9 protein-coding genes are annotated in these 12431 nt (G+C 69.9%); 7 read left to right on the top strand and 2 right to left on the bottom strand.

Annotation, left to right across the window (positions count from 1 at the left end; all coding sequences use genetic code 11):
* Window positions 1-21: 21 nt before the first annotated feature.
* Window positions 22-882 carry a DUF4184 family protein gene (locus CP983_RS32470; protein ID WP_150503544.1) on the top strand — a complete coding sequence of 287 codons (861 nt, stop codon included), beginning with the start codon at window positions 22-24 and terminating at the stop codon, window positions 880-882.
* Here CP983_RS32470 and CP983_RS32465 read toward each other — a convergent pair.
* On the bottom strand, window positions 797-1150 hold the full coding sequence (locus tag CP983_RS32465) for a hypothetical protein (RefSeq protein ID WP_107907118.1): 354 nt from the start codon (window positions 1148-1150) through the stop codon (window positions 797-799). The two genes, CP983_RS32470 and CP983_RS32465, sit on opposite strands and share 86 nt — an antisense overlap.
* A 459-nt stretch (window positions 1151-1609) precedes the next feature.
* Window positions 1610-4336 carry a DNA polymerase I gene (gene polA / locus CP983_RS32455; protein ID WP_125527691.1) on the bottom strand — a complete coding sequence of 909 codons (2727 nt, stop codon included), beginning with the start codon at window positions 4334-4336 and terminating at the stop codon, window positions 1610-1612.
* Window positions 4337-4517: 181 nt separating this feature from the next.
* Between polA and CP983_RS32450 the strand changes: the two genes are divergently transcribed.
* The 6 genes from CP983_RS32450 (at window position 4518) to CP983_RS32425 (ending at window position 12426) form a co-directional block, all read left to right on the top strand.
* Window positions 4518-6797: an FdhF/YdeP family oxidoreductase gene (locus CP983_RS32450; RefSeq protein WP_150503542.1), complete on the top strand. Its 2280-nt coding sequence runs from the start codon at window positions 4518-4520 to the stop codon at window positions 6795-6797.
* Window positions 6798-6850: 53 nt separating this feature from the next.
* Window positions 6851-7339 carry a hotdog fold thioesterase gene (locus tag CP983_RS32445; RefSeq protein ID WP_107907115.1) on the top strand — a complete coding sequence of 163 codons (489 nt, stop codon included), beginning with the start codon at window positions 6851-6853 and terminating at the stop codon, window positions 7337-7339.
* A 92-nt stretch (window positions 7340-7431) separates the two neighbouring features.
* Complete coding sequence (locus CP983_RS32440) at window positions 7432-7839, top strand: hypothetical protein (protein ID WP_107907114.1); 408 nt, start codon at window positions 7432-7434, stop codon at window positions 7837-7839.
* Between the two features lie 481 nt (window positions 7840-8320).
* Window positions 8321-9550, top strand: coding sequence for a branched-chain amino acid ABC transporter substrate-binding protein (locus CP983_RS32435; protein ID WP_373309872.1), 1230 nt, complete (start codon window positions 8321-8323; stop codon window positions 9548-9550).
* A 111-nt stretch (window positions 9551-9661) separates the two neighbouring features.
* The gene (locus tag CP983_RS32430; protein ID WP_150503540.1) at window positions 9662-10591 is read left to right on the top strand and encodes a branched-chain amino acid ABC transporter permease; all 930 of its coding nucleotides are present in this window, start codon (window positions 9662-9664) and stop codon (window positions 10589-10591) included.
* Window positions 10592-10596: 5 nt separating this feature from the next.
* Window positions 10597-12426, top strand: coding sequence for a branched-chain amino acid ABC transporter permease (locus CP983_RS32425; protein ID WP_229914971.1), 1830 nt, complete (start codon window positions 10597-10599; stop codon window positions 12424-12426).
* The last annotated feature ends 5 nt before the right edge of the window (window positions 12427-12431 follow it).

Here is a 12431-nt window from a genome sequence, read left to right as displayed (position 1 = left end):
CACCCCGCACGAGGAGCCCCGTTGCCGTTCACGCTCAGCCACGCGGCGGCCGTACTGCCGGCCGTCCGCACCGACGGAACCGGCCGCGGCCCGCTCGTACCGGCCATGCTGGTGGCGGGTTCGTTCTCTCCCGACATGACCTATTACGCGGCGAGTGTCCTGCCCCAGGCGATGGAATTCGGCGACGTCACGCACTCGTTCGCGGGCGTGTTCACGGTCGATGTGGTGGTCGCCCTGGCGCTGGTGGGCCTGTGGCTCCTGCTGCGCGAACCGTTCGTGGCGCTGCTGCCCGCGCGACGGCAGGCGCGGGTGGCCACGCTGCTGCGCTGCGGGGCGCCACGCGCGCGTGTACGGGCGTCGGTGGCGGCGCGCTGGTACGTCTCGGCCGTGCTCGGCTCGCTGACGCATGTCGTGTGGGACGCGTTCACGCATCTCGACCGCTGGGGGATGCGGCTGTTCCCCGTGCTGGGCGAGGAGATCGCGGGGTCACCGCTGTACTGGTACCTCCAGTACGGCGGTTCGGCGGTGGCCGCGGTGGTCATCGCCGCGTTCGTGGTCGTGGCGCTGCGACGGACCGCGCCGGCCGCGCCGGTCGGGGTCGCGGCGCTCTCGGTACGGGACCGGTGGTGGGCCTGTGCCGTGATCGGCGGCCTGGCCGCGGTTGCCGCGGTGCAGCGGGCGTCGCGGTGGTGGGCGTACTGGGGGTCGACCGCCAAGTACTGGGAGCTGATTCCCACGCTGTGCTTCGGTGCGGGCGCGGGGCTCGTCCTCGGGCTGGTGCTGTACGCCCTCGGGGTCAGAGTGTGGCGTCCGGTTCCGCGCCCGGGCAGTGCGGGTGCCGGTGGGGCGGGGCGGGAGCCGAGCCGTCCAGCTGCTCGCTGAGGGCGCGGGCCGTCGCGACGAACAGCTTGACGGTGCGCAGGGGCCGACGGCGCGCGAGGGCGGTGCGGGTGAGGGCGAGCCGGGCGCGGAGGGTGGCTGCCGTCGCCGCCGTCCGCCGCAGGGGGGCGATCAGGTCGGCCGGGATGCGGGCGGTGCTCGCGTCGGCGGCGAAGAACGGGACCTTGGGCGGCTTTGTGGAGCGGGTGTCCTGGCTGTCCACGTTCGCCGGTGCCGGGGCCGTCCGGCGGTGGAGCGTGCGTATACCCATGCCCGCATCCTTACGGGCGGGGGGTGGCGGGAGCGTGTTTGCGGGGGCCACGTGGGTGACGGGCCCTCCGGGGGTTGGGCCGGGGCCGATGCGTGTGCCGGGTCGCTGTTCGATTGGGGCCGCGGGTCCGTGGTGGCTGGGCGCGCAGTTCCCCGCGCCCCTGAAGACTGCCGGTTCGTTGTGGCCGGTGCCGCCTCGTCTGCCGGGGCGCGGTTCGTGTGGGGCCGCGGGTCCGCGGTGGCTGGGCGCGCAGTTCCCCGCGCCCCTGAAGACTGCCGGTTCGTTGTGGCCGGTGCCGCCTCGTCTGCCGGGGCGCGGTTCGTGTGGGGCCGCGGGTCCGCGGTGGCTGGTCGCGCAGTTCCCCGCGCCCCTTCAGGGCGCTGACGCAACCCTCGTGCGACGAGTGCCGGGCCTGCAGAAGGCACGCCCGGCACTCATCCCGCTCGATCGCCGGAGGCGCTAGTGGGCTGCTGATTCCCAGTTGGGGCCGTCGCCCACCGAGACTCCCAGGGGGACGTTGAGGTGGACGGCGTCGGACATTTCCCGGCGGACCAGGGTCTCGGCCGCCTCGCGTTCGCCGGGGGCGATCTCCAGGACGATTTCGTCGTGGACCTGGAGGAGCATGCGGGAGGTGAGGTTCTCCTCGCGCAGGGCCCGGTCCACGTTCAGCATGGCGATCTTGACGATGTCCGCGGCCGTGCCCTGGATGGGGGCGTTGAGGGCCATGCGCTCGGCGGCCTCGCGGCGCTGGCGGTTGTCGCTGTTGAGGTCGGGGAGGTAGCGGCGGCGACCGAAGAGCGTCGCCGTGTAGCCGGTCGCCCGTGCCTCGTCGACCGCGCGGCGGAGGTAGTCCCGTACGCCGCCGAAGCGCTCGAAGTAGGCGTCCATCAGGGCACGGGCCTCGCCCGCGTCGATGTTCAGCTGCTGCGAGAGGCCGAAGGCGGACAGACCGTAGGCCAGGCCGTACGACATGGCCTTGATCTTGCGGCGCATCTCCGCGTCCACCGCGGCCGGCTCCACGGCGAACACCTGTGAGGCGGCCGTGGTGTGCAGGTCCTCGCCCGAGGTGAACGCCTCGATCAGACCCTCGTCCTCGGACAGGTGGGCCATCACGCGCAGCTCGATCTGGCTGTAGTCGGCGGTCATCAGGGACTCGAAGCCCTCGCCGACCACGAAGCCCCGGCGGATCGCCCGGCCCTCGTCGGTGCGGACCGGGATGTTCTGGAGGTTCGGGTCCGTGGAGGACAGCCGGCCGGTCGCCGCGACCGTCTGGTTGAAGGTGGTGTGGATCCGGCCGTCCGCGGCGATCGTCTTGATCAGGCCCTCGACGGTGACGCGCAGCTTCGCCTGCTCGCGGTGGCGCAGCATGATGACCGGCAGTTCGTTGTCGGTCTGGCCGGCCAGCCAGGCGAGGGCGTCGGCGTCCGTGGTGTAGCCGGTCTTCGTCTTCTTCGTCTTGGGCAGGGCCAGTTCGCCGAAGAGGACTTCCTGGAGCTGCTTGGGCGAGCCCAGGTTGAACTCGTGGCCGGCCGCCGCGTGCGCCTCCTTCACGGCCTGCTGCACGGCACCCGCGAACATCTGCTCCATGGATTCCAGGTGCGCCCGGTCGGCCGCGATGCCGTGCCGCTCCATGCGGGCCAGCAGGGCGGAGGTGGGCAGCTCCATGTCCCGCAGCAGGTCCGCGGCGCCGACCTCCTCCAGGCGGGCGTCGAAGGCCTCGCCCAGGTCGAGGACCGCGCGGGCCTGGATCATCAGCGCCTCCGCCTCGGCGCCGTCGTCCGCGCCGAAGGCGAGCTGGCCGTCGGCCGCGGCGGCCGGGGCGAGCTCGCGGTGGAGGTACTCCAGGGACAGCGCGTCCAGGTCGAAGGAGCGCCGGCCCGGCTTGACGAGGTAGGCGGCGAGCGCGGTGTCCATGCGGACGCCCTCGATGCTCCAGCCGTGCTCGGCGAAGACGCGCATCGCGCCCTTGGCGTTGTGGAAGACCTTCGGTCTGGCGGCGTCGGCCAGCCAGGCCGCGAACGCCTTCTCGTCGGCCTCGTCCAGCTGCGCCGGGTCGAACCAGCCGGCCGCGCCGTCGCCCGCCGCGAGCGCCACCTCGGCGACCGAGCCGGTGCCCAGCGCCCAGGTGTCGACGGTGGCGACACCGAGGACGTCGCCCGCGTGCTCCGCCAGCCAGGGCGCCAGCTCGCCGGTGCCGAGCACCGCGCCGTCGATCTCCACACCCTCGGCGGTGATCGGGGTGGCCTCGGCCTCCTCGGCGCCGGGGTCGACGCCGAAGAGCCGCTCGCGCAGGGACGGGTTCCTGATCTCCAGGGTGTCCAGGACCATGGAGACGGCCTTGCGGTCGTACGGCTCGCGCGCGAGCTCGGTGACGGTCTTGGGCAGCTCGACCTGGCGCTCCAGCTCGGTGAGGCGGCGGTTGAGCTTGACCGCGTCCAGGTGGTCGCGGAGGTTCTGGCCGGCCTTGCCCTTGACCTCCTCCACGCGCTCGACCAGCTCCGCGAACGAGCCGAACTGGTTGATCCACTTCGCGGCGGTCTTCTCGCCGACGCCCGGGATGCCCGGCAGGTTGTCGGACGGGTCGCCGCGCAGGGCCGCGAAGTCGGGGTACTGGGCGGGCGTCAGGCCGTACTTCTCGAAGACCTTCTCCGGGGTGAAGCGGGTCAGCTCGGAGACGCCCTTCGTCGGGTACAGGACCGTGGTGTGGTCGCTGACCAGCTGGAAGGAGTCGCGGTCGCCGGTGACGATCAGCACCTCGAAGCCGTCGGCCTCGGCCTGGGTGGCGAGGGTGGCGATCACGTCGTCGGCCTCGAAGCCGTCGACGGCGAAGCGCGAGACGTGCATCGCGTCGAGGAGCTCGCCGATCAGCTCGACCTGCCCCTTGAACTCGTCGGGGGTCTTGGAGCGGTTCGCCTTGTACTCCGTGAACTCCGCGGAGCGCCAGGTCTTGCGGGACACGTCGAAGGCCACGGCGAAGTGCGTGGGCGCCTCGTCGCGCAGTGTGTTGGCCAGCATCGACGCGAAGCCGTAGATCGCGTTCGTCGGCTGGCCCGTCGCGGTCGTGAAATTCTCCGCGGGGAGCGCGAAGAACGCGCGGTAGGCCAGCGAGTGCCCGTCCATGAGCATCAGGCGGGGCCGGCTGCCCCCGGGGTTGCTGTCGGTCTTCTTCGATGCTGTCTCTGCCACGCCCCCGATCCTGCCACGCCCCACTGACACTCGGTCCCCATCGGGGGTGCGGCCCTGTGGAGGGGATGTGCGGGCCCATGGGGGCAACCGGTCCAGGTGCCGGGACCCCCCGCCGCGTTGCCGGTACCGCATGCGAGGATCGGCGACGTAGCTCACACGTGTACACGAAGAGGAGTGCGCGATGGCATCCAAGCCGCCCAAGGGTGATCCGGTTCAGGACGCGCCGCAGGTCGCCGAGCCTCAGCATGCGGCGGCGGGGCTGCCTGCCATCGGGCACACCCTGCGCATCGCGCAGCAGCAGATGGGTGTGAAGCGGACCATGTTGACGCTGCTCAGCGTCAACCAGAAGAACGGCTTCGACTGCCCGGGCTGCGCCTGGCCCGAGCCGGACCACCGGCACAAGGCGGAGTTCTGCGAGAACGGCGCGAAGGCGGTGGCCGAGGAGGCGACCCTGCGCCGGGTCACCCCGGAGTTCTTCACCACGCACTCCGTCGCCGACCTCGCGACCCGCAGCGGGTACTGGCTGGGGCAGCAGGGCCGGCTGACGCACCCCATGTACCTCCCGGAGGGCGGCACGCACTACGAGCCGGTCACCTGGGAGCGGGCCTTCGACATAGTCGCCGAGGACATCGCCGCCCTCGGCTCCCCCGACGAGGCCGTCTTCTACACCTCCGGGCGCACCAGCAACGAGGCCGCGTTCCTCTACCAGCTCTTCGCGCGCGAGCTCGGCACGAACAACCTGCCGGACTGCTCCAACATGTGCCACGAGTCCTCCGGCTCGGCGCTCTCCGAGACCATCGGCATCGGCAAGGGCAGCGTCCTGCTCGACGACCTTTACAAGGCCGAGCTGATCATCGTGGCCGGGCAGAACCCGGGGACGAACCACCCGCGCATGCTGTCCGCCCTGGAGAAGGCCAAGGCGAACGGCGCGCGGATCATCACCGTCAACCCGCTGCCCGAGGCGGGCCTGGAGCGCTTCAAGAACCCGCAGACCCCGCAGGGCATGCTCAAGGGCGCGGCGCTCACGGACCTGTTCCTCCAGATCCGCATCGGTGGCGACCAGGCCCTGTTCCGCCTCTTCAACAAGCTGATCCTGGAGACCGAGGGCGCGGTCGACGAGGAGTTCGTGCGCGAACACACCCACGGCTACGAGGAGTTCGCCGAGGCCGCCCGCGCCGCCGACTGGGACGAGACGCTGACGGCGACGGGCCTGTCACGCGAGGAGATCGACAGGGCCATGGAGATGGTCCTGTCCTCGCGGCGCACCATCGTGTGCTGGGCGATGGGCCTGACCCAGCACAAGCACTCGGTGCCGACGATCCGCGAGGTCGTCAACTTCCTTCTGCTGCGCGGCGACATCGGCCGCCCGGGCTCGGGCGTGTGCCCGGTGCGCGGTCACTCCAACGTGCAGGGCGACCGCACGATGGGCATCTTCGAGCGGCCGGCCCCGGCCTTCCTGGACGCCCTGGAGAAGGAGTTCGGCTTCGCGCCCCCGCGCGAGCACGGCTTCGACGTCGTGCGGGCGATCCGGGCGATGCGCGACGGCGAGGCGAAGGTCTTCTTCGCGATGGGCGGCAACTTCGTGGCCGCCACGCCCGACACCGCCGTCACCGAGGCGGCCATGCGGCGCGCCCGGCTGACCGTGCACGTGTCGACGAAGCTGAACCGCAGCCATGCCGTCACGGGCGCCCGCGCGCTGATCCTGCCGACGCTGGGCCGCACCGAGCGCGACCTCCAGGGCAGCGGCGAGCAGTTCGTGACCGTCGAGGACTCGATGGGCATGGTGCACGCCTCGCGCGGCCGTCTGGACCCGGCGAGCGGGCATCTGCTGTCGGAGCCGGCGATCGTGTGCCGTCTGGCGCGGCGGGTGCTGGGCGAGGGCAGCCGCACGTCGTGGGAGGAGTTCGAGAAGGACTACGCGACGATCCGCGACCGCATCGCGCGTGTGATCCCCGGCTTCGAGGACTTCAACGCGCGCGTGGCCCACCCCGGCGGCTTCACGCTCCCGCACGCCCCCCGCGACGAGCGCCGCTTCCCGACGGCGACCGGCAAGGCCAACTTCACGGCGGCCCCGGTCGAGTACCCGGAGGTCCCCGAGGGCCGGCTACTGCTCCAGACCCTGCGGTCGCACGACCAGTACAACACCACGATCTACGGCCTCGACGACCGTTACCGGGGCATCCGGAACGGCCGCCGCGTGGTCATGATCAACCCCGAGGACGCACAGCGCCTGAAGATCGCCGACGGCTCGTACGTCGATCTGGTCGGCGAGTGGAAGGACGGCGTCGAGCGGCGGGCGCCCGGCTTCCGGGTCGTGCACTATCCGACGGCCCGCGGCTGCGCGGCGGCGTACTACCCGGAGACCAATGTGCTGGTCCCGCTGGACGCCACCGCGGACACCAGCAACACCCCGGCCAGCAAGTCCGTCATCGTCCGTCTGGAACAATCGGCGACCGACTGAGCGTTTGCTCAGTCGTCTGGACGCGACTGAGCACCACGAACGGAGCCGATCCCATGGGCGAGCAGCAGCACGTGAAGTTCCCGCAAGAGGTCATCGACGAGTACGCCGCGCTCGGCGTCGACCTGCCGGCCCTGTTCTCCGCCGGACACCTCGGTACGCGCATGGGCGTGCAGATCCTGGAGGCGTCCGCGGAGCGGGTCGTCGGGACCATGCCGGTGGAGGGGAACACCCAGCCGTACGGGCTGCTGCACGGCGGCGCCTCGGCGGTGCTCGCCGAGACGCTGGGGTCGGTGGGGTCGATGCTGCACGGCGGGAGCTCCAAGATCGCGGTCGGTGTCGACCTCAACTGCACCCACCACCGGGGGGCTCGCTCCGGCCTCGTGACGGGCGTGGCCACGCCGCTGCACCAGGGCCGCTCGACGGCGACGTACGAGATCGTGATCAGTGACGAGCAGGGGCGGCGGGTGTGCACCGCGCGGCTCACCTGTCTGCTGCGGGACGTGAACCCGGGCGACGGGGAGCACCTCCGCCCGGCGAACTGACACCGGCTCCTTGACGACGACAGTGTGATCACAACCCCCTTGCGCCCGCGGACCGTTGAAACGCCGGCACCCGACGGCATAACGTCGGGGGCATGACGACGGGAGGGCCCCGCCGCAGGGGGGCCGCGCTCGGACTGGCGCTGCTGGCCGCCGTATCGGTGGCCGGCTGCGGCGACCCCGGCGCCGGGAGCGACGCCCCCGAGTCCAGGGCGGGCGTCAACTCCCCCTCCCCGTCGGCGACTCCGCCCGCGCGGCTGTGCGCGAACCTCATCGGATACTGGGCGCGCCGGTCGCTGACCGGCGACACCTATGGCGACTACCAGTCGATGGGCCTGTCCGACGGCCAGTACGAGATCCTGCGCAAGGTCGTGGACGGCGCGCGGGCCGAGCGGGAGCGCGCGGACGAGCGGTCGGCGGACCGCCTGATCGACCGCAGGGCACGGGAGTTGTGTACGGAGCGGTACCGCGAGGGCGAGCCGACCGGGGGTCCATGGGGCTGAGTGAGGCATTCCGCAATTCCTATTTCGGTGCCCTGTACACGGAAAATCCGGGGGTGCCGAACACCTTTCACATTCGTAACTCTGTGTAATACGGGTGCAATACGAACCGGCGCTTCCTCAGCGGTGATCATCTTTCGCACAAGCCACCCAAAGCCCCCTGGTAGCCTCCAGCAACGACCTCGGTAATCACCAAAACGCGTGAACACTCGTGAAGAAGCTACGCGCGAACGCTGCGAGTTCTCACAATGCGGACAGGGCGAATCGGCCGGAAATCCGCTCTTCCCCCCACGGAGTACCGCTCTGTGTTACCCCGTGTCATAACAAGAGCGTCACAGCATTGGTCAGAGCCTCCTCGATGTTCCCCACCCCCGCTTAGAGTCACCGCCAGTCACCGCGCCATCGGATTCGAAGTCACTTCGGCCCAGCGCTCGACTCGGCGAGTTCCATGGGGAGCCGCCGTGCCAGGGAAAGGACCTGATTCGTGCGTCAACGTTCGATCATCGCCATAACCGCCGCGCTCGCGGCGGGATCGCTGACACTCACGGCTTGTGGGTCGCGTGACGACGACGGCGGCAGCAGCAACGGCGACAAGACCACGGTTGTGATCGGTGTCGACGCTCCGCTGACCGGCGACCTGTCGGCCCTCGGCCTCGGCATCAAGAACTCCGCGGACCTGGCCGCCAAGACGGCCAACAAGAAGGAGTACGTCAAGGGCGTCGAGTTCAAGATCGAGCCCCTCGACGACCAGGCGCAGCCCTCCGTGGGCCAGCAGAACGCCCAGAAGTTCATCAGCGACAAGAACGTCCTCGGGGTCGTCGGCCCGCTGAACTCCAGCGTCTCGCAGCAGATGCAGAAGCCGTTCAACGACGCCGGCCTCACCCAGGTCTCCCCGGCCAACACCGGTACGGAGCTGACCCAGGGCGACGGCTGGAAGACCGGCGACTCGGTCCGCCAGTTCAAGACCTTCTTCCGTACGGCCACCACGGACGAGATCCAGGGCGCCTTCGCAGCCGACTACCTGTACAACCAGGCGAAGCTGAAGAAGGTCTACCTGATCGACGACCAGAAGACCTACGGTGCGGGCCTCGCCGCCTCCTTCAAGGCGAACTTCACCAAGTTCGGTGGCCAGATCGTGGGCACCGACCACGTGAACCCCGACGACCGTGACTTCAACGCCGTGGTCGCCAAGATCAAGAAGACCGGTGCCCAGGCCCTCTACTACGGCGGCGAGTACCCGGCCGCCGGTCCGCTGAGCCAGCAGCTCAAGGACAGCGGCCAGAACATCCCGCTCATGGGCGGCGACGGCATCTACTCCGGTGAGTTCCCGAAGCTGAACAAGAAGGCCGAGGGTGACCTCGCGACCTCCGTGGGCAAGCCGGTCGAGCAGCTCGACTCCGCCAAGACGTTCATCAAGGACTACGAGGCGGCGGGCTACGAGGACGCCTACGAGGCGTACGGCGGCCTCACCTACGACGCCACCTGGGCCATCATCGAGGCCGTGAAGCTCGCGGTCGAGGGCAACGACGGCAAGGTTCCGTCCGACGGCCGCAAGGCTGTCCTGGACGCCATGGCCAAGGTCAAGTTCGACGGCGTCACCGGCACCATCTCGTTCGACGAGTTCGGTGACACCACGAACCACACGATGACCGCGTACAAGGTCAAGAGCGACGCCTGGGCGCCGGAGTTCAGCGGCGAACCCAAGCTCGGCTGACGAGGGACGAGTAGAGACTCCCCACTCACACATTGATCCAGGCCGCGCGGGAAGCGTCCATCGGCGCTCCCGCGCGGCGCCATATCCGAACCACTCCACGGAGGCCCTGCGGTGAACGAACTGCCGCAACAGCTGGCCAATGGACTCATCCTCGGCGCGATGTACGGACTCATCGCGATCGGCTACACGATGGTCTACGGCATCGTCCAGCTCATCAACTTCGCCCACGGCGAGATCTTCATGGTCGGGGGCTTCGGGGCCCTCACCGTCTGGTTGGTACTCCCCGAGGGCTTCGGCCTCGGGGCTGCAGTCCCGCTCATGATCATCGGCGGCGTCCTCGTCTCGGTCGCCGTCGGCACAGCGGCGGAACGGTTCGCCTACCGCCCTCTGCGCACCGCGCCACGACTGGCGCCCCTCATCACCGCGATCGGCCTGTCCATCGTCCTCCAGCAGGCCGTGTGGATGTGGTACCCGGACGCGAAGAAGGACCACCCGTTCCCCCAGTTCCACGGCGGCCCCATCGAGATCCTGGGCGCCAACATCCAGCGTGGTGACCTCTTCGTCCTCATAGCCGCCCCGCTGTGCATGCTCGCCCTGGGCTTCTTCGTCACGAAGACGCGGTCCGGCCGCGGTATGCAGGCCACGGCCCAGGACCCGGACACGGCCAAGCTGATGGGCATCAACACCGACCGCATCATCGTCATGGCGTTCGCCATCGGTGCCGCGTTCGCCGCCGTCGCCGCCGTCGCCTACGGGCTCAAGAACGGCCAGGTCGGCTTCCGCATGGGCTTCCTGATGGGCCTGAAGGCCTTCACGGCGGCCGTGCTCGGCGGCATCGGCAACATCTACGGCGCCATGCTCGGCGGCATCGTGCTCGGCGTCGCCGAGTCCCTCGCCACCGGCTACATCGGCGACATCCCCGGCATGGACCTCTTCGGCGGCGGCGCCTGGAAGGACGTGTGGGCGTTCGCTCTGCTCATCCTCGTACTGCTGTTCAGGCCACAAGGTCTGCTCGGCGAACGCGTCGCGGATCGGGCGTGATACCCATGACCACCGAGATCCCCATGGACAAGAGCACCGACACCACCAAGGTGTCCACTGCCGAGGCCACGCCGATCATCCCGCTGCCGCAGGCCCTGGCCCGCGGACTGGCGGTCGCCGGCTCCGGCATCGCCCTGATAGGCACCTTCCTCGCCTGGACCTGGACCGAGGAGTTCCCGGGCAACCTGACGGTCACCGGCTATCCGGGCGGCCTTCAGATCCTCACCCTCTTCGGCTCCCTGCTGACGCTGCTGTTCGCCCTCTCCGGCTACGGCATCCGCGGTCTGCGCTGGCTGACCCCCGGCGGCAAGAACAGCCCCGTCCTGCTCGCCGCCCTCGGCGTGTTCGGCACCACGGGCTACGCCATCGGCGCGATCACGCAGGAGCTCGGCGGCCTGGTCAACCTGGAGCCCGGCGCCTGGGTGTCCGGCATCGGCGCGCTCGTCGCCGTGATCGGCGCCCTCGGCCTCTCCGTCGACCAGCCCTACGACCCGTCGGACCCGAGCCCGAGCCTGTGGGGCCGTATCCGTCACTCGCTCACCGCTCCCGACCCCGGCCGTGCCAAGGAACTCTCCTCCTGGGTGGAGATCCTGATCATCGCCGCCGGCTTCGGCGTCGGCCTGTACGTCTTCGCGTACGGCATCAGCACCGAGTACTCCGAGCTGTTCATCGGCTTCCTGATCGTCGCGGCGTTCGGCTTCACCGCCGTCACCCGCGCCGGTCTGCTCAAGCGGTTGTCCGCGCTGACCGCCAAGCACCGCAACGTCACCCTCGGGGCGGCGTTCGCGGCGGCGATCTGCTTCCCCTTCACCCAGTCCAACGACCAGTTCGCCCTCATCGGCGCGAACATCCTGATCTTCGCCACGGTCGCCCTGGGTCTCAACGTCGTCGTCGGCCTCGCCGGCCTGCTCGACCTCGGTTATGTCGCCTTCCTCGGTGTCGGCGCCTACGCCGCCGCCCTGGTCTCCGGCTCTCCCTCGTCGACGATCGGCGTCCAGTTCCCGTTCTGGGCGGCCGTCCTCACCGGCGCCGCGGCCTCGCTGATCTTCGGCGTGGTGATCGGTGCTCCGACCCTGCGACTGCGCGGCGACTACCTCGCCATCGTGACGCTCGGCTTCGGTGAGATCTTCCGCATCACCATGAACAACCTGAACGGCAACAGCGGCCCGGACGTCACCAACGGCTCCAACGGCATCCCGCAGATCCCCGACCTGGAGATCTTCGGTTTCAACCTCGGAGTCCCGCACAACGTCCTCGGCCACGAGCTGACCCGTTCGGCCAACTACTACCTGCTGATGCTGGTGTTCACGGCGATCGTGGTGATGGTCTTCCGCCGCTCGGCGGAGTCCCGCATCGGCCGTGCGTGGGTGGCCATCCGCGAGGACGAGACCGCCGCGACCGCGATGGGCATCAACGGCTTCCGCCTGAAGCTCCTCGCCTTCGCGCTCGGCGCCTCCCTCGCCGGTCTCGCCGGCACCGTCCAGGCGCACGTGTCCTACAGCGTCACCCCCGAGCAGTACCAGTTCGCCGGCTCCGTGCCGCCGAACTCGGCCTTCCTGCTCGCCGCCGTCATCCTCGGCGGCATGGGCACCATCAGCGGCCCGCTGATCGGCGCCGCGCTGCTCTACCTGATCCCGGCCAAGCTCCAGTTCATGGCGGAGTACCAGCTGCTGCTCTTCGGCTTCGCGCTGATGCTGCTGATGCGCTTCCGTCCCGAGGGCCTGGTCGCCGACCGCAGGAAGCAGCTCGAATTCCACGAGACCGGACAGCTCGACGTACCGGAGGACAAGCCATTGCCCGAAGGCGCGACCGGCGTCGCGAAGGCAGGGGCGTGACCGCC

The organism is Streptomyces chartreusis (assembly GCF_008704715.1).
GTDB lineage: Bacteria > Actinomycetota > Actinomycetes > Streptomycetales > Streptomycetaceae > Streptomyces > Streptomyces chartreusis.
The sequence above is the reverse complement of the archived record's forward strand: the minus strand, read 5'-3'. Positions and strand labels throughout refer to the sequence as shown.